Genomic DNA, 17,642 nt, shown 5'->3' with positions numbered 1-17,642 from the left:
CCCGAACGAGGCGCAGGGAACCCGGCACGGGCTGCGACGGACCTGCTTCTGCCTGCGGACCGACCTGTACGGGCGGTAGCGGGACCGGGGTGGGCCGCACGCGCGTCATCGCGGACGTCGCCGGCTCGGCGACCAGCTGCGGCATCTCACCGGACTGGACGACGGTCACCTGGGGCAGACCCCCGGTGTCCAACCTGACCTGCGGCCCGGTGCCGTCCATCTCGACCGGCGACATCAGGAGGTTAGCCGGGACGTGCACGCTCGCGGTGATGCCCAGCGGCCGGCCGTCGACCAGCGACGACCGCAACCGAACCGTCAACCCGTGGCGCGCGGAAAGGCGGCTCGCCACGAACAGGCCCATGTGGCGTGCGGTTTCGGGGCCGACCTGGCCGCCGGATGCGAGTCGTTCGTTGATGACCGCGAGGTCGGCTGCGGGGATACCGATGCCCTGATCGGTGACCTCGAGGAGGACGCCGCCGTCGACCGCCCGGGCGAACGTGATCCGCACCCGGGTGTCCGGCGGGGACGCGCGCAACGAGTTGTCGAGCAGTTCGGCCAGTAGGTGCACGATGTCGGTCGCGACTCCGCCGGAGAGGGCGCCGCTCGGCGTGCTTCCGACCTGGACCCGCTGGTACTCCTCGACCTCGGACATCGCGGCGCGGACCACGTCGCCGAGCTGCACCGGCGCCGACTGGGTGCGTCGCGTCTGGGTTCCCGAGAGAATGAGCAGGTTGTCGCCGTTGCGGCGCATGCGCGCCGCGAGGTGATCGAGACGGAACAGGCTCTCGAGTCGCTTGGGGTCCTTCTCCTCGAACTCGAGGCTCTCGATGAGGCCGAGCTGCTGGTCGACGAGCGACTTGGAGCGCCGGGCCAGGGTCTCGAACATGTCCCCGATCTGCATGCGCAGTCCGGCCTGTTCGCCTGCCAGCTTGAGTGCCTGGCCGTGGATGTCGTCCACGGCGCGAGCGAGCTGGCCGATCTCTTCCGTCGTGTCGACCGGCAGTGGATCGAAGTTCTTGACGGCATCGGCGTCGCCCGCCATGACCCGGTCGATGGCGTCGGGCAGGTCCTTCCGCGCCACCTGAAGTGCACCGAATCGCAGGCGCCGGATCGGTCCGACCAGCGACCGGGAGACGAGAAGGGCGAGGACGAGGGCGGCGAGCAGCGTCACGAGAACGATCGTCGCGTCACGCAGCGCGGCCGAACGCGTCTCCTCGGCCCGGTCGATGACGGTCGACGAGATGGCGCTGGACGCCTCGTCGATCAGCGACCCGTAGATGTCGACGCTGTCGACGAGCGAGGCACGGAGTTCGAGCAGTGGCAGCGGGCCGCCGATCGCGGCGTCGATCATCCGGAGCCGGGCATGGACGCCGTCCCGCAGCGCGTTCGTCTTGGCTTCGGCATCCGGGTAGGACGTCGCGAGCGAGTCGATCATCGCGAGCTCGGCGCCGGTCGCGGAGATCAGGTCGGTGAGCGGGGCCTTCGGGTCCTTGAGCAGCGCGATGGCGCCCGTGACCTGGTCGGCGAGTCGACGCTGAGCGGACCACGCGTCGACGAGGCGGGTGTGGGCGTCGACGACCTCGGGATCGTCGATCGGCGCGACGATCTCGTCGACGATCTTCGCCAGGTCGACACGAATCGCGGACGTGCGAGCGGGCAGGTCGGGGACGGGCGCGCCTGCGCGCATCGCAGTCTGGATCTCTGCGATCTCCTGAACTGCGGCGTTGAGCTGTTCGGCCACTTCCGGGGACAGCTCCGGATTGGCGGCGGCGCCCCTGACCGTCTCGATCGACTGATCGACCGCGTCGAGGTCCTCGGGCAGCATCGTGTTCACCGAGTAGCCTGCCGAGGCGAGGCCGAACCGCGTTCCCAGGGTGACGATGTCGGGGACGTCAACGACCTGGTCGGCGGCGGAGCTGAAGTGCATGGCACGACTGAGCTCGTCCTGGACTCGCAGCCCACCGAGCACCATGGCGACGGTCAGTGGGATCGCGAGAACCGCGGAGACCTTCCACCGCAGGCCCCAGCCCTCGAGGTTCCACAGCCTGCGGACAGGCGTCGATTCTGTGTTCATCTCTCCAACGCTCACTTTCCACCCAGGTCCGGTGCTGGTCGCCGACCTGCACCGTCCTCCCCCATATCGAGTGTTCGTACGGGCGCCGAGAAACAGACTGTTGGGCGATATCGGAGTGTAAAGCCTGTTCGCTCACGACAGTACGGGGAATGTACCCAATTGGTTACCGTGTCGTTATCAAACTTGGGATCGAGATGCGACCACCGCGATCGTGTTGTGCACCACACGTCACAATTGTCACTTTCCGTCCCGAATCGCGACACCGGAGACGGCCGGAGCCGCACCTTCGAGTGATTCAAATCACACTCGGGTGCGGCTCCGGATCCGTCGGTCACACGTCCAGGAAACGGACATCCTTCGCATTGCGCGTGATGAAGCTGCGACGCGCCTCCACGTCCTCACCCATGAGGACGCTGAACAGCTCGTCGGCCGCCGCCGCGTCGTCCAGGGTCACCTGACGAAGAACGCGCACCGAAGGATCCATCGTGGTCTCCCACAGCTCCTTCGCGTTCATCTCGCCGAGACCCTTGTAGCGCTGGATGCCGTCGTCCTTGTTGATCTTCTTTCCTGCCGCGAGGCCGGCCTCGAGCAACCCGTCCCGCTCACGGTCCGAGTACGCGAACTCCGGATCGCTGCGCTGCCACTTCAGCTTGTACAGCGGCGGCATGGCCAGGTACACGTGGCCGTGCTCGACGAGGGGCCGCATGAAGCGGAACAGCAGCGTCATCAGCAGCGTCGAGATGTGCTGGCCGTCGACGTCGGCGTCGGCCATGAGCACGATCTTGTGGTACCGCAGCTTCGCGATGTCGAACTCGTCGTGGATGCCGGTGCCGAACGCGGTGATGATCGACTGGACCTCGGTGTTCTTGAGGACGCGGTCGATGCGTGCCTTCTCGACGTTGATGATCTTGCCGCGCAGCGGCAGGATCGCCTGGTACATCGAGTCGCGGCCGGACTTCGCGGAACCGCCTGCGGAGTCGCCCTCCACGATGTAGATCTCGCACTTGCTCGGATCGTTGGAACGGCAGTCGGCGAGCTTGCCGGGCAGACCGCCGATGTCGGTCGCGCTCTTGCGTCGGACCAGTTCACGGGCCTTGCGCGCCGCGAGACGGGCCTGCGCCGAGGACACGGCCTTGTTGACGATGGTCTTCGCGTCGGCCGGGTTCGACTCGAACCAGTGCGCGAGATGCTCGTTGCACGCCTTCTGCACGAACGACTTGACCTCGGTGTTACCGAGCTTGGTCTTCGTCTGGCCCTCGAACTGCGGCTCTCCGACCTTCACCGAGATGATCGCGGCGAGACCCTCACGGATGTCGTCACCGCTGAGCTTCGGGTCCTTGTCCTTGAGCAGCTTCTTGTCCAGCGCGTACTTGTTGACCGTCGCGGTCAGCGCGGCACGGAAGCCCTCTTCGTGGGTGCCGCCCTCGTGGGTGTTGATCGTGTTCGCGAAGGTGTGCACGGACTCCGAGTACCCGGAGTTCCACTGCATCGCGACCTCGAGCTCGTGACCCGTGCCCTTCGCGGTGAACCCGACCACCGAGTTGTGGATGGCCTGCTTCGTGCGGTTGATGTGCCGCACGTAGTCCTCCAGGCCACCCGGGTAGTGGTAGGTGCGCGTGCGGACGGTCTGCTGCTCGGGTGCCTTCGTGGCCTCGGCGTCGTACTCCTCGTCTGCGGCCACCTCCTCGTCGCTGATCCGCTGGTCGGTCAGCGTGATGGTCAGGCCCTTGTTGAGGAAGGCCATCTCCTGCAGGCGCCGCGCCACCGTCTCCGCGTTGTATGTGGTGGTCTCGAAGATGTCCGGATCTGCCCAGAATCGGACCGTCGTCCCGGTGCGGGTCGTCGCATCCCCCTTGACCAGCTCACCCGGCTTCGCATTGGTGTAGGTCTGGTACCAGTGGTGGCCGTCGTTGTCGATCTCGACCTCGACCTTGGTCGACAGCGCGTTCACGACGGAGATGCCGACGCCGTGCAGACCACCCGAGACCGCGTAGGCGTCCGAGTCGAACTTGCCGCCCGCGTGGAGCTGGGTCATGACGACCTCGACGGTGGGGACACCGGAGGCGTGCATGCCGGTCGGGATGCCTCGGCCGTCGTCGATGACCTCGATGCCGCCGTCGGCGAGCAGCGTCACGTCGACGCGCGTCGCGTGCCCCGCCATCGCCTCGTCGACCGAGTTGTCGACGACCTCCCAGATGAGGTGGTGCAGACCGCGTTCACCGGTGGAGCCGATGTACATGCCGGGGCGTTTCCGGACCGCCTCGAGACCTTCGAGGACGGTGATCGAGGAAGCACCGTAGTCCTTGTTGCCGGTGCTCTTGTCTGACTTCTGGGCAGCCACGGGAGGTGTGCTCTCCTTCTCGTTCACACGACGGTCCATCGCACGACGGTCGCGCCGGCGTGATGCGCGCACCGGCATGGCGATCGCGGTCGGCGAAACGCGACCGCGAGGTACCGAGTCATTCTACTGGTAGGCCCGGACACAAGGGCATCTACGACACCCCTGAGCAGCCCGTAGGCGCAGTTTCAGCGACCACGACGTGTCCCGCGACCCGTCGGGAACCTCACACCGCGGCAGCGGCCCCGTCGGCGGCCGACCGTGAGATGACGTCGACCACGAAGTCCGCGGTGTGCCGCGCGACGTCGGGTGCGTGCGACAGCGGCGACCAGTGCCCGGACGGGACCTCGGTGCGCCGCAGGTCAGCGACCCAGTGCCGGGTTTCCTCGAAGCCGAACGGCAATACCGCCTTGTCCTTGGTGTTCACGAGCAGCTGGACCGGAACGTCGGTTCGGCGCAGCCGTGGCCGCCCCAGACGGTCGAGCGTGTTGGCGCGGTATCGCTTGATCCCGTTCGCGGCGTCGCGGGCGATCGTCGCGGACGGCAGCGCCAACGCCGGATCCATCCGGTCGAACAGTGCGAGGAACCGCGGCCAGCGCGGCGCGATCACCTTCCCCGTGACGAACTCGGGCACCACCGGCACATGGAACAGCACCGCGTAGAACGAGGCGGCGAACTGCGCGAGCACCTTCCCCACCCCGGCCGGCGTCGGGTTGCGCAGGGTGCGGCGCATCCAGTGTCCCAGGTGGTCGAAGCACCAGCCCGAGGTCGACGTGAACGACGCGATGCGGCCGACCGCGCCGGGTGAGCAGACCGCCTCCCACGCCTCGAGCGACCCCCAGTCGTGCGCGAGCAGGTGCACGGCCTCGTCGGGGCTCACCGCGTCGACGACGGCGAGTAGATCCGTCGCGAGCAGCTCGAGTCGGTAGTCCGACACCGACGTCGGCACCGAGGACCGTCCGGATCCGCGGGTGTCGTAGCTGATCACCCGGAAACGGTCCGCGAGCAGCGGGACCACGTGATCCCACAGCCGGTGGGTGTCCGGCCAGCCGTGCACGAGGACGACGGTCGGGCCGTCCGGGTTGCCCTGTTCGAACACGGCGAGTTCGACCGCTCCGTTCCGGACCGTGGTCGCGCGGGCAGGACCGCGAGAGTTGTTGGTGTTCGTTGTCATTCGTCATCTCCTTCGAGACGGTCAGAGGTCGAGAACCAGACGGTCGCCGATGCTGCGGGACACGCAGATCAGCATGTCGTCGCGCCGCTCGTCGGGTGACAGCCGCGTGTCGCGGTGGTCGGGGGTGCCGTCGACGACACCCACCTTGCAGGTGCCGCAGAACCCCTGCATGCAGGAGTAACCGATACCCGGCTGACGGCGTCGCACGACCTCGAGGATCGTCTCGTCCGCACCCACGGCGAGCACCTCACCGCTGCGGGCCAGCTCCACCTCGAACGGCTCACCGTCGAGAACCGGTGGAGCACCGAATCTTTCGAGATGCAGGGCATCGGCACCGGTGGCGGCGACGTGCGTTCGGACCGACTCCAGCATCGGGGCGGGGCCACAGCAGTACACGGCGCCTCCCGGGACGGCGCGGCCGAGCAGATCGGCGGAGGTTGGGAGCCCGTCCTCGTCGTCGGTGCGGACGACCACCCGGTTGCGGTCCCATCCCTCGATCTCGTCGAGGAACGGCATCGTCGTCCTCGAACGTCCGGAATAGACCAGTTGCCAGTCCATTCCGAGTTCCCGGGCGCGGCGCACCATCGCGATGACGGGAGTGATTCCGATTCCCCCCGCGATGAACAGCGCACTGCCTGCGCCGACGAACGGAAACCCGTTGCGCGGACCGAGAACCGTGACCTGGGTTCCCGGTTCGAGCTGGTGCATTTCGAGCGATCCACCGCCGCCGTCCGGGATCGCCCGCACCGCAACGGTGTAGTGCGACGCGTCGGCTGGATCTCCGCACAGGGAGTACTGCCTGCGGCGCCCGGACGGCAGATGGAAATCGACGTGACATCCCGGTTGCCACCGGGGAAGGGCCTGGCCGTCGAGCGCGGCGAACGTGAGGGCGACGACGTTCTGGTCGGTGGCGACGACCCGGCGATCGGTGACGACGAGGGTCATCGCGGAATCCGGGTTGTGTCCGGCGTGCGTCGGGTCGTAGGCGTGCCTGGCGATCAGGTCGAGATACCGCTCGGCGAACACCCGGAGCAGGCCCATGGCGCGGTCGGGACGCCGACGGCCCCGCAGGTCCGCTGGGGTGATCTGATGAATATCGTTCGGCACCATAGTATTTCGACTCACGGTCATCGAACCGCCGCGCGGGCCGCGGGCGAGGACGCGAGGTAGGCGACGGCCTGCGACGTCGATCCCTCCTGCGAGGGGTGATAGTCGCGGCGGAAGTACCGGCTCATCCGCCGCACCAGGTCCGTCGTCGTCGGCAGCACCCCGCGCCTGCCTGCAGCGCGGAAGTCGGTGACATGCGGTCGGCGGCGGTGCGACGCGAGATGCGCCAACTCCGGGTCGTTCGCCATCAGGAATCGCGTGCCCCGAATCCAGAGGTACACCAACGCGGGGGTCGCGACGAGTTGGGTGCGCAGCCGGCGCGACTCCCGCTTGTCGAAGTAGCGGAGGACGTCGTAGGCGACCGACCGGTGCTCGACCTCCTCGGACCCGTGCCAGCGCAGCAGGTCGAGCATCGCCGGGTGCACTCCGGCCGAATCGAGGGCGCGGGCGTTGAGGACCCAGTCGCCGAGGAACGCGGTGACGTGTTCGATCGCCGCGATCAGGGCGAGCCTCTCCACGAGGTAGTTCTCCCGGCGGCCCGCCGTGAACGGACGCGGTCCGAGCAGTGTCGTGAAGACCCAGTTCATCTGGTCGGTGTACGGCGTCGGGTCGAGGCCCTTCGCCTTGAGGTGCACGAGGACGCCGGAATGTGCGGACGAATGCATGGCCTCCTGGCCGATGAAGCCCGCGACGTCCGCGCGCAGCGCCTCGTCGTCGATCAGGGGCAGCGCCTCCTTGAACGTCTCGACGAACCAGTCCTCCCCCGCCGGAAGCAGGATGTGCATCACGTTGAACACGTGGGTGGTGAACGGATCGCCGTCGACCCAGTGCATCGGCAGGTCGGACCAGTCGAACTGCACGTTGCGCGCCTGCAGCAGGAGGTGGTCCGGCTCGTCGCGAACGGCTCGGTCGAGGGTTTCGGCGCCCATTGTCGTTCCCTTCCGGCGACGCAGGGCGTCGCCCGTGACACAGCTCACTCACAACACGTGGGGTAACTGTAACACTGGGTAATAGACAACTCGAGGTGTTCGCCGTGACCGACTCAGCCGTAGGTGTCCCGCGGACCTCGGCCCTTGACGTGCCGGTCGCCCTTGCGCCAACTCGGCGCGGTGGGACCGGTGATCCGCAGGCTGGTGACGACGCCGTCCCCGACGGCAGCCGCGATCTTCGCGAGAAGCTGGGACTGCATCAGCCGCAACTGGGTAGCCCACGCCGTCGACTCCGCGGACACGCTCAGCACGCCGTCCTTCAGCGACACCGGTTCCGCATGAGCCGAGATGTCCTCCCCGACCACTTGCGGCCACCTGCCGAATACCGTGCCTTCCGACACCCTCGACGACCAGCCACGACTCTTCGCGACCGCATTCGCCAGCGCACCGAACGGTTGCGGGTCTCGGCCGTCGGGGCGGGCACCGGACCAGCTCCGTCGGCCCGCTGCCCGCAACTTGGGTTTCGGCGACGACCTGCCCTGGCCGACGGACTTGCCACTGGCCTTCGCCGCCGCTCGTGCCTCCTCGAGCGCACGGCGGGCCAGGTCGATTCCCCGCAATTCGGGTTCTCCACCGCCCGGGGACTCCGGTTCGTCGGTCATCACCGCTCCCTTCCGCACTCGATCATCCCAGCCATCCCTCTCGAGCACTTCCTCCCGCACCTGACCCGCCGGGGCACCGGGTCAGCGGAGAGTGGACGTGCGGCCGTCGGGCCTGTCGACGGCCTCGACGGCGAACCTCGTCGCGTGCAGTTCCTCGGGTATGTCCTCGGCGACCGCCGCGGTGATGAGCACCTGCTCGGCATCGGCGGCGACGGTGGCGAGGGCACGACGCCGTTTCCGGTCCAGTTCGGCGAACACGTCGTCGAGCATGAGGACCGGGTCCGTGCCGTCCGACCGCAACAGCTCGAACGCCGCGAGGCGCAGAGACAGCGCGAACGACCACGATTCGCCGTGGCTGGCGAAACCCTTGGCCGGCTGGTCACCGAGCCGGAGCTCCAGGTCGTCGCGGTGCGGGCCGACGAGGCAGACACCGCGGTCGATCTCCCGCGGCCTGGCCTGGGCGAGTTCGTTCAGGAAGCTCGCCTCGAGGAGTTCGACGTCCTCGCGCACCCACTGGTGATCGGGATCGGTCAGTTCCACAGGCATGGAGGCACCGAGGCTGGACCGGTACGCGATGGACGCCGGCCGCGACTCCGGAGCGATGCGCGCATACGACTCCGCGACGTGGGGTCCCAGTTCGGCGACCAGCCGCATCCGCGACGCGAGCAGTTCCGCACCGTGGATCGCGAGGTGACCGTCCCAGACGTCGAGCGTCGCCAGAGCGCTCACACCGTCTTCGGAACGGGAACCGCGACGCAGCGCGCCCCCGGCCGTCTTGAGCAGCGCGGACCTTTGACGCAGCACCTTGTCGTAGTCGGCGCGGACGGCCGCCATCCTGGGGATCCGGGTGCTGAGCAGTTCGTCGAGGAACCGACGGCGCTCCCCTGGGTCGCCGCGGACGAGTGACAGGTCTTCCGGCGCGAACAGCACACCGCGCAGGACCCCGAGTATTTCGCGCGGACGCCGCACCGGTGAGGTGTTCATCCGTGCCCGGTTGGTCTTGCCGTCGTTGATCTCGACGTCGATGGACAGTTCGCGGCCGTGGTTGACGACCACGGCACCGACCTGCGCGGTCGGGGCACCGGCGCGGATCAGGGGGGCGTCACTGGAGACCCGATGCGAGGACAGCGTCGCCAGGTAGCCGAGCGCTTCGAGGAGGTTGGTCTTGCCGTGGCCGTTCGGGCCGAGGAACAGCGTGATTCCCGGACCGGGTTCGATGGTGACGGCGTCCCAGGATCGGAAATCGCGCAGCGTGAACTTACGAACGAACACCCTACGGCTGCCCGGATTCCGAAATTCGTTGCACCGCATGGCCTCCGAACTGATTCCTCAGCGCGGAAACGGCTTTCATCGCAGGCGAGTCGGACTGCCGCGACGCGAACCGTGCGAACAGCGCCGCCGAGATCACGGGTGCGGGGACGGCGTGATTGATGGCTTCCTCCACAGTCCACCGCCCTTCACCCGAGTCCTGTGTATAACCGGAGATCTCCGCGAACTCGGGATCCTCAGCCAGCGCCTTGACGAGCAGGTCCAGCAGCCACGAGCGAACAACCGTGCCCTTCGTCCACGCGCGCAGGACGCCGTGCACATCGGTGACCAGGTCTTCGGCGGCGAGGAGTTCGTAGCCCTCCGCATAGGCGTGCATCAGGCCGTACTCGATGCCGTTGTGGATCATCTTCGCGTAGTGGCCTGCGCCGACCGGTCCGGCGTGGACGAAACCGTCCGCCCGCTCCCCCTCGGGACGGAGGGCGTCGAAGATCGGCATGGCCCGCGCGACATCGGATTCCGCACCGCCGACCATCAACCCGTAGCCGTTCTCCAGACCCCACACGCCACCGGACACACCGCAGTCCAGAAATCCGATTCCCTTGGCGGACAACAGTTCGGCATGTGGACCGTCCTCGGTGAAGCGCGAGTTCCCACCGTCGATCACCAGATCGCCCGCCCCCAGGACGTCAGCCAGTTCCGTGATCGTCTGACGGGTGACGGCACCGGACGGAACCATCACCCAGACGACGCGGGGTGACGGAAGCGCCGCAGCCAGGTCGGACAACGATGCCACGTCCGTGACCTCCGGACGCGGGTCGTAGCCGATCACCTCGTGTCCCGCGGTGCGCAACCGTTCGCGCATGTTGAAGCCCATTTTCCCGAGGCCGACCAGTCCCAGTTGCATCGCGGCGGTTCCCTTCGGTTCGAGGACGTGCGGGGCGCGGGTGTCAGCCGGGAAGACGGACCGGCATCAGGAGATAGGTGTAGTCGCTGTCGGGTGCGGCGAAGGTTCCGCTCTCGCCGGGAGTGGGCTCCTCCTCGGCCGCCGGACGCATCACCGCGGGGCGACTCGGCGTGGTGAATCCGAACGTCACCCGGTCGCTGTGGAGAGACGACAGTCCTTCGGTGAGGTACGTCGGGTTGAACGCGATGGTCAGCGCCTCGCCCTGGAACTGCGCTTCGAGAGCTTCCTCGGCGCGGCCCGCGTCATCGCCGCCCGCGGCGAGGAGCAAACCGTCCTCGGAGAACTGCATGCGGACCTGGGCACCGCGTTCGGCGACGAGCGCGACACGCTTGATGGCATCGACCAGGGGCGCGACCTCGACGGTCGCGACCGCGGTGTGCTCGGCGGGCAGCAGCTGCCGGAACTTCGGGAACTCGGCGTCCAGCAGACGCGTCGTGGTGCGTCGACCCTCACCGACGATGCCGAGGAGTCCCTCGGATCCGACCGACGAGCCGGCGCCGAATGCCAATTCGACCGGCGAAGCCGAGCTTCCCCCAAGGGTTTTCGCGGATTCGGACAGCGTCTTCGCAGGGATGAGCACAGCCGCGCTCGTGTCCGGGTTCGTGGGTGTCCACTCGATCTGACGGACCGCGAGACGGAAGCGGTCCGTTGCCGCCAACACGACGTTCGAGCCCTCGATCTCGACGCGGATGCCGGTCAGCATGGGAAGCGTGTCGTCCTTGCCCGCGGCCACCGCGACCTGGCTGATCGCTTCGGAGAAGACGTCGACAGGCAGCGAACCCGTCTGCTGAGGGAGTTCGGGCAGCTGCGGGTAGTCCTCGACCGGCATGGTCGGCAGGGAGAACTTGGCGCTTCCGCAGGTGATGAGAACCCGCGTCCCGTCCACGGTCAGATCCACAGGCTTCGCAGGCAGGGAGCGGGTGATGTCGGCCAGCAGCTTGCCGGAGACGAGTGCCGTACCGGGATCGGAGACCTCGGCCGAGATCCGGACCTGTGCAGAAACCTCGTAGTCGAATCCGGAGATCGTCAGACCCTGCTCGTCGGCAGCGATGAGAACTCCGCCGAGGACGGGGACCGGAGGCCGAGACGGGAGACTACGAGCCACCCATGCGACGGAATCCGCGAAATCTTCCCGGGCGACCCGAAACTTCATGCTCCCGAGCTCCATCGCTGGGCTGATCCTCTCAGTAGGCACATCGCGTCGCCGCTGTCTTGGTGCGGACAGCGACAGAAGCCCACCGTAAGCCCTCGAGGACGAGTTTGAAAGCTGGAGGCACTCAGGTCCGAGCGTGGCGCGAACGGTCCCGCACAGCTTGTGAACGCGACGATTCCACAGCACCTGTTTTCAAAGGAAGATCTCCCTAGAGAAACAAGCAGTAGTAGTAGGTCCTGTGAAATCTGTGCACAGCACCCCGTCCGTGCAGGTCTACGTGCATGCGGGCATGGGGAATCCGTGGGGATGGAACGGGGATGAATTGTGGGTGCCTGTGGAAGCCCACAGAGTTGTTCATGTTCATCCACTCTCTGTCCACAGTTGATCCACCGATGTACCCCGGTTCTCCACACACATGGGGAATGGAGGCGTCTCTCGGTCCCCAAATACATCCACATTGCCTGTGGAGATCTGTGGAAGATGTGCACAACCGTGTGACGTCCTGGGCATACGAAACCGGCGGACCGTCACATGGGTGACGATCCGCCGGAACGGCTGTGGACTAACGGGTTCAGCGGGCTCGCTGTTTGATGCGCGCTGTGAGTTCCTGCACTTGGTCGTACACCTTGCGCCGTTCCGTCATCTCCTTGCGGATCTTCTTGTCCGCATACATGACGGTCGTGTGGTCGCGACCGAACGTGTTGCCGATCTTCGGCAGCGAGAGGTCGGTGAGCTCACGGCACAGGTACATCGCGATCTGGCGGGCCTGTGCCAACGGCCGGGTCTTGCCGGGGCCGCACAGGTCCTCGATGGCCATCCCGAAGTAGTCCGAGGTCGCCGCGATGATGGTGGCGGCGTCGATCTCGAGGGGCGTCGCATCGGGCATCAGGTCACGCAGCACGACCTCGGCCAGGCTGAGATCGAGCGCCTGACGGTTCAGCGACGCGAACGCCGTCACACGGATCAACGCGCCCTCGAGCTCACGGATGTTGCGGTCGAGCCGGCTCGCGATCAGTTCGAGGACGTCGTGGGGAACGTCGAGGCGGTCCATCCGCGCCTTCTTGCTCAGGATCGCGATCCGCGTCTCGAGTTCGGGCGGCTGGACGTCGGTGATCAGACCCCATTCGAAGCGGGTTCGCAGACGCTCCTCCAGCGTCGCCAACTGCTTGGGAGGCCGGTCGGACGTGATGACGATCTGCTTGTTCGCGTTGTGGAGTGCCTCGAAGGTGTAGAAGAACTCCTCCTGGATGCCTTCCTTGCCCTCGATGAACTGGATGTCGTCGACGAGGAGGACATCGGTTTCGCGGTAGCGGCGCTTGAACGCGACCTTCCGGTCGTCGCGGAGGCTGTTGATGAAGTCGTTCGTGAACTCTTCGGTGGAGACGTACCGGACTCGAATACCGGGGAACAGTCGTCGCGAGTAGTGGCCCGCAGCGTGCAGGAGGTGAGTCTTGCCCAGACCGGACGAACCCCACACGAACAGTGGGTTGTAGGCCCGGGCCGGCGCCTCGGCGCATGCGACGGCGGCGGCGTGCGCAAACCGGTTCGACGCTCCGATGACGAAGGTGTCGAAGGTGTACTTGGCGTTGAGACTGTTTCCGTCGGATGCGGCGGGAGGTGTCGTGGGCGGTTTGGTGAAGTAGGACGGCCACGACTCGTTGACGCTGGCGATCGCCTCCCCGTCCTCGTCGATCTCGTCGTGCTCACTCGGATCCGGCTCGAAGAGATCTGCGTCCCCGATACCTGGCCTGCGGCGGCGGAAGGCCTCGACGCTGACCGTGCCCGTGTTCGCCGCCTCCGATTCACCACTCTGACGTAGAGGAGTGAGGGGTTCGGGTTCCGGCACCACCGGAATCGGCGCTGTGACGACGGAGGCCTGAGCCTCGCTGGTCGGAGGTGCGATGCGCACACCGAGACCCTCGACCCCTTCGTCGATGTGCCGGTTCAGTGTCTGGAGGATCGGTTCCCGAAGGTCGCGCTCGATCGCTTCCTGGACGAACGAGGACGGAACCGACAGCAGCGCAAACCCCTGCGCCAGGGTCAACGGCCGAACCAGCGCGAGCATGGCCTTCTGCGCCTTGGTGAGTGGCTGCCCCGACTTGTCCGCAGTCAGTTCGGCGAGGACATCCACCCAGACTCGTGCCAGGGTGTTCGGCTCCTCGTTCAACGTCGGCCCTCCCGAATCCGTGCTGCGGGCGGCCCGCGGCGTTCGACGATCGTGGGCTCTCCACCCTGGGGAAAACTTCCCCGCACAAGGCTTCGAATATGCCACCTGATCTGTGTTTCCACACAATTATCCACAAGTGTGGATAAAGGATCGGCGGCGCGGTTTCCCGCGGCAGGCCCCACTGGTGAGCCCGCCGCGGACCTCTCACCTGGGCAGACGCGTCATTCCCCGGTTCGCTGACCAGGTCTGTGTGGTTCCGAGCACCGCGAGGTGTGACGAGGTTGATACACAGGATGGGGTGACGGGCAAGCATCCTGGGGAGCGTGGCGTGTCGCACCACGTCGCGGTTTGACCTGACCGCCCGCGCTGCGTAGTCTCGTATGGTCACCTATTCGAGGTGGCGGATTCGTGCTGACCGCAGGATGCTCAATCGAGAGCGTGCGGGGTCTGTGTGCCGCCATCGTCGGTGACCACCCGAATTTCAGCTACACAATACTGGCGTCGAATGGCGCCGACGATTTACGAGGAGTGTCGACCGTGGCCAAGGGCAAGCGGACGTTCCAGCCGAACAATCGCCGCCGCGCGCGCGTTCACGGCTTCCGTCTCCGGATGCGGACCCGTGCGGGCCGCTCCATCATCTCTGCGCGTCGCCAAAAGGGCCGCGCTACCCTCTCCGCCTGATCGCACGGCGCAGGAACCCGGGTGCTGCCTGAGCCGCACCGGTTACGGCGGCGAGCGGACTTCGCGTCCACGGTCCGTCGCGGTAAGCGTGCGGCTCGTCAGGACGTTGTAGTCCACGCATTGGCCGATGCCAAGGCGGAGTCGCTGGTCGGCGATCCGGGTCCGCGTTTCGGTTTGGTTGTGAGCAAGGCTGTCGGGCCGGCGGTGATTCGACATCGAGTCGCACGCCGGCTTCGTCATATCTGTGCGAGCCTGGTCGACGAGGTGTCGGAGGGGTCCTACGTGGTGATTCGTGCACTGCCGGGTTCCGCGACGGCCACGTCCGCGGAACTCGACCGGCAATTGCGGTCGGGACTGCGCAAGCTCGATCTCCTCTCGGTGAGTAGATCCGGATGACCCGCGGCAGTTCGGCGAACAGGGATCGACTCACGGTCGTTCGTCGAGCGCCTGCGCGCGCGTTGATCTTCTGCATCGAGCTGTACCGCACCTACGTGTCCCCGACACGAATGCCGACCTGCCGGTTCACGCCGACCTGCAGTGAGTACGCTGTCGACGCACTTCGTGAGCGCGGAGCGCTCGTCGGGTCGTTGTTGACGGTCGTTCGACTGCTCAAATGCGGGCCCTGGCATCCTGGAGGCTGGGACCCCGTGCCCGCGCGCCGGTCCCGGCATCGCGACGACGGTGTCAGGGATACGGACCAGCAATCCCACGAACTGCTGAGTGTGGGCGACAAGAGGAGTACCTAGAGCCGTGCTCGACTTCATCTACTACCCGGTGTCATGGATCCTGTGGGTCTGGCACAAGGTGTTCGGCTCCTTCCTCGGGGCGGACAACGGCTTCGCATGGGCGCTGTCGGTGATGTTCCTGGTGTTCACACTGCGCGCGATCCTGTACGTGCCGTTCGTCAAGCAGGTCCGCACCACTCGCCAGATGCAGGAGTTGCAGCCGCAGATCAAGGCGCTGCAGAAGAAGTACTCGAACGACCGCCAGCGGATGGCGTTGGAGATGCAGAAGCTCCAGAAGGAGCACGGCTTCAACCCCCTGATGGGGTGCCTCCCCGTCCTGCTGCAGGCGCCGGTGTTCATCGGCCTGTTCCACGTCCTGCGGTCGTTCAACCGCACCGGTGAGGGCTTCGGACAGCTCGGGATGTCCGTGGAGGAGAACGCGAACACCGCGAACTACGCGTTCTCGGCTGCCGACGTCCAGTCGTTCCTCGACGCTCGCCTGTTCGGCGCCCCGATCGCCGCGGCGATGACGACTCCTCAGGCCCAGCTCGAGGCATACGGTGTCCCGATCCCCACGGTGTGGACAATCGCCGCCGTCGCGGTTCCGCTGATGATCATCGCGTCGGTGGCCACCCACTTCAACTCCCGTGCCTCGGTGGCCCGCCAGAGCGAGGCGGCCGCGGCGAACCCGCAGGCCGCGATCATGAACAAGCTGTCCCTGTGGGTGTTCCCGCTCGGTGTGCTCGTCGGCGGACCGTTCCTGATGATCGCGATCCTCCTGTACTGGGTGTCGAACAACATCTGGACCTACGCGCAGCAGCACCTCGTCTTCCGCCGTATCGATGCGGAGGAGGAAGAGAAGAAGGCCAAGGCCCTCGAGCGTCGCGCCGAGAATGCACCGAAGCCGGGTGCCAAGCCGATCGCGGGCAAGAAGGCCAAGGGAGCTGCCCAGGCGAAGGCTGCCGATTCGAGTGCCGCGTCCGACGAGGTCGACGTGACCGAGACGGCGAAGGGCGCCACGCCGGGAGCAAAGCCGAAGCCCGGTGCCAAGCCCCAGGCGAATCGCGGAAAGAACACCAAGCGCAAACGGTGATGCGGGACCGACGACTTCCGAGCGCTGCTGCGCTCCCCCATTACAGAGAAGAGAACGACGATGGCGAATGATCCGGGAACCGCGCGGGACGGAGTGGACGAGGTCGTGGCGGACGTGACAGTCGATGCACCTGTGGAGGAACTGGACGAGGAGGACGTGCTCGTCGAGGAAGGCGAGATCGCGGGTGACTACCTCGAGCAGCTGCTCGATGTGCTCGACTTCGACGGCGACATCGACCTGGACGTCGAGGGTGACCGCGCGATCGTGAGCATCGACGGCGGAGACGACCTCACCAAGCTGGTCGGCCGCAAGGGTGAGGTGCTGGACGCACTGCAGGAACTGACCCGACTGGCGGTGCAGCAGTCCACCGGCGAGCGCAGCCGGCTGATGCTCGACATCGCCGGTTGGCGTGCCGGCCGGCGTGCCGAACTCACGGAGATCGGCCTCGCCGCCGCGAAGCGCGTTCTGGAGTCGGGTGAGCCGGAGTCGCTCTCCCCGATGACCCCGTTCGAACGCAAGATCGTTCACGACGCGATCGCGTCCGTGGACGGTGTCACGAGCGAGAGCGAGGGCGCCGAGCCGTCGCGTCGCGTCGTCGTACTCAAGGGCTGATCACCCCCCCCAGCAACGAGAAGGCTCCCGACCGTGAGGTTGGGAGCCTTCGTCGTTCCGGGGACTCGGCAGCCTCATGACGTGTGCCGAATGTTTCACGTGAATCCGGACCCCGATCGACTGCACCGCCGTCTTCGCATCAGGCGACACCGGTGCGGTCGATGGCGGCGGCGCTCGCCGCGCCGAGCTTGTCCACAAGGTGTGTGCGTGGCGGCGATCGTGGATCCGAGCCCAGGACCGGTTCGCTCAGCGGGATCATCGACCGCGGACCATCGTCGCGATGTGTGTGCGGATGATGCGATACCTCGGGGCCGGCCGGCGGCGGTGGCTGGACGGTGTTGAGTTTTCGCGCGCGGGTTACCGCGCCCATTTCTGTCGCTGAGGTGGCACTCCGGAGCCGTTCGGACCGCGCTGCGGCGGTGGCAGTTGTCGGATTCTCCCGAACTCGCCCCCGGACTACCAGTCCTGTTGTGGCGCAATGGATTTGGGTATCCGATCGTCACAAACCTCGGTGAACTGGATGAATCCGACGGGTCTCCGAGAATTCACATCCAACCACCCTGGCGTATTTCGTCACTGTGACAGGTTTTTGACGAAGGTTGAGTTCTCGGGCACCTCACGAGGAGTCGAAGGACACGGTTGCCCGTGGCGATGGCTCCATCGCTGCACCGCGGGTCGGTCGATCCACGTCCGC

General features: G+C 66.6%; 14 protein-coding genes and 1 pseudogene. 5 read left to right on the top strand and 10 right to left on the bottom strand.

What is annotated here, in order from left to right; translation table 11 throughout:
- The 10 genes and pseudogenes from FFS72_RS24790 to dnaA form a co-directional block, all read right to left on the bottom strand.
- A partial coding sequence (locus FFS72_RS24790) for a sensor histidine kinase (protein WP_137876440.1) occupies window positions 1-2,074 on the bottom strand: 2,074 nt, incomplete at its 3' end.
- A 331-nt stretch (window positions 2,075-2,405) separates the two neighbouring features.
- Window positions 2,406-4,415, bottom strand: coding sequence for a DNA topoisomerase (ATP-hydrolyzing) subunit B (gene gyrB / locus FFS72_RS24785; RefSeq protein WP_137876439.1), 2,010 nt, complete (start codon window positions 4,413-4,415; stop codon window positions 2,406-2,408).
- A gap of 223 nt (window positions 4,416-4,638) precedes the next feature.
- Window positions 4,639-5,586: an alpha/beta fold hydrolase gene (locus FFS72_RS24780; protein WP_137876438.1), complete on the bottom strand. Its 948-nt coding sequence runs from the start codon at window positions 5,584-5,586 to the stop codon at window positions 4,639-4,641.
- Window positions 5,587-5,607: 21 nt separating this feature from the next.
- Window positions 5,608-6,696 (bottom strand): PDR/VanB family oxidoreductase, encoded by a 1,089-nt coding sequence (locus tag FFS72_RS24775; protein ID WP_171018815.1) that lies wholly within the window; start codon window positions 6,694-6,696, stop codon window positions 5,608-5,610.
- A gap of 17 nt (window positions 6,697-6,713) precedes the next feature.
- On the bottom strand, window positions 6,714-7,622 hold the full coding sequence (locus tag FFS72_RS24770; protein ID WP_137876436.1) for a metal-dependent hydrolase: 909 nt from the start codon (window positions 7,620-7,622) through the stop codon (window positions 6,714-6,716).
- 113 nt (window positions 7,623-7,735) lie between these two features.
- Window positions 7,736-8,284 carry a DUF721 family protein gene (locus FFS72_RS24765; protein ID WP_050066808.1) on the bottom strand — a complete coding sequence of 183 codons (549 nt, stop codon included), beginning with the start codon at window positions 8,282-8,284 and terminating at the stop codon, window positions 7,736-7,738.
- Between the two features lie 81 nt (window positions 8,285-8,365).
- Entirely contained in the window at window positions 8,366-9,556 is a 1,191-nt protein-coding gene (recF, locus tag FFS72_RS24760; protein WP_137876435.1) for a DNA replication/repair protein RecF, read from the bottom strand.
- A gap of 1 nt (window position 9,557) precedes the next feature.
- Window positions 9,558-10,460: pseudogene (gene gnd, locus FFS72_RS24755) on the bottom strand (phosphogluconate dehydrogenase (NAD(+)-dependent, decarboxylating)); the annotation flags it as partial.
- Window positions 10,461-10,500: 40 nt separating this feature from the next.
- Window positions 10,501-11,685: a DNA polymerase III subunit beta gene (dnaN, locus tag FFS72_RS24750; protein WP_137876433.1), complete on the bottom strand. Its 1,185-nt coding sequence runs from the start codon at window positions 11,683-11,685 to the stop codon at window positions 10,501-10,503.
- Window positions 11,686-12,241: 556 nt separating this feature from the next.
- Window positions 12,242-13,735: a chromosomal replication initiator protein DnaA gene (dnaA, locus tag FFS72_RS24745; protein ID WP_502704155.1), complete on the bottom strand. Its 1,494-nt coding sequence runs from the start codon at window positions 13,733-13,735 to the stop codon at window positions 12,242-12,244.
- Window positions 13,736-14,374: 639 nt separating this feature from the next.
- On the opposite strand from dnaA, the gene rpmH reads away from it, so the two are divergent.
- From rpmH to FFS72_RS24720, 5 genes are read left to right on the top strand one after another with little or no spacing between them, the layout of a single operon-like run.
- Window positions 14,375-14,518, top strand: coding sequence for a 50S ribosomal protein L34 (gene rpmH / locus FFS72_RS24740; RefSeq protein ID WP_137876442.1), 144 nt, complete (start codon window positions 14,375-14,377; stop codon window positions 14,516-14,518).
- Window positions 14,519-14,539: 21 nt separating this feature from the next.
- On the top strand, window positions 14,540-14,914 hold the full coding sequence (gene rnpA, locus FFS72_RS24735; protein WP_137876432.1) for a ribonuclease P protein component: 375 nt from the start codon (window positions 14,540-14,542) through the stop codon (window positions 14,912-14,914).
- Window positions 14,911-15,264 carry a membrane protein insertion efficiency factor YidD gene (gene yidD, locus FFS72_RS24730; protein WP_050066802.1) on the top strand — a complete coding sequence of 118 codons (354 nt, stop codon included), beginning with the start codon at window positions 14,911-14,913 and terminating at the stop codon, window positions 15,262-15,264. Before rnpA ends, yidD begins: the two co-directional genes overlap by 4 nt.
- 4 nt (window positions 15,265-15,268) lie before the next feature.
- A complete protein-coding gene (gene yidC / locus FFS72_RS24725) occupies window positions 15,269-16,336 on the top strand; it encodes a membrane protein insertase YidC (RefSeq protein WP_137876431.1) in 1,068 nt (355 codons plus the stop codon).
- Between the two features lie 60 nt (window positions 16,337-16,396).
- Window positions 16,397-16,948, top strand: coding sequence for a Jag family protein (locus FFS72_RS24720; RefSeq protein WP_137876430.1), 552 nt, complete (start codon window positions 16,397-16,399; stop codon window positions 16,946-16,948).
- Window positions 16,949-17,642: the final 694 nt, after the last annotated feature.

Origin of the sequence: Rhodococcus sp. Q (assembly GCF_005503035.1) — a bacterium.
Classification (GTDB): Bacteria; Actinomycetota; Actinomycetes; order Mycobacteriales; family Mycobacteriaceae; genus Rhodococcus_G.
The sequence above is the reverse complement of the archived record's forward strand: the minus strand, read 5'-3'. Positions and strand labels throughout refer to the sequence as shown.

Bases quoted from the DNA above. Each gene is read 5' to 3' on its own strand.
- FFS72_RS24780 (WP_137876438.1), bottom strand. From the start codon at position 5,586: ATGACAACGAACACCAACAACTCTCGCGGTCCTGCCCGCGCGACCACG.
- FFS72_RS24775 (WP_171018815.1), bottom strand. From the start codon at position 6,696: ATGGTGCCGAACGATATTCATCAGATCACCCCAGCGGACCTGCGGGGC.
- FFS72_RS24770 (WP_137876436.1), bottom strand. From the start codon at position 7,622: ATGGGCGCCGAAACCCTCGACCGAGCCGTTCGCGACGAGCCGGACCAC.
- FFS72_RS24765 (WP_050066808.1), bottom strand. From the start codon at position 8,284: ATGACCGACGAACCGGAGTCCCCGGGCGGTGGAGAACCCGAATTGCGG.
- dnaN (WP_137876433.1), bottom strand. From the start codon at position 11,685: ATGGAGCTCGGGAGCATGAAGTTTCGGGTCGCCCGGGAAGATTTCGCG.
- dnaA (WP_502704155.1), bottom strand. From the start codon at position 13,735: ATGCTCGCGCTGGTTCGGCCGTTGACCCTGGCGCAGGGGTTTGCGCTG.
- yidD (WP_050066802.1), top strand. From the start codon at position 14,911: ATGACCCGCGGCAGTTCGGCGAACAGGGATCGACTCACGGTCGTTCGT.
- FFS72_RS24720 (WP_137876430.1), top strand. From the start codon at position 16,397: ATGGCGAATGATCCGGGAACCGCGCGGGACGGAGTGGACGAGGTCGTG.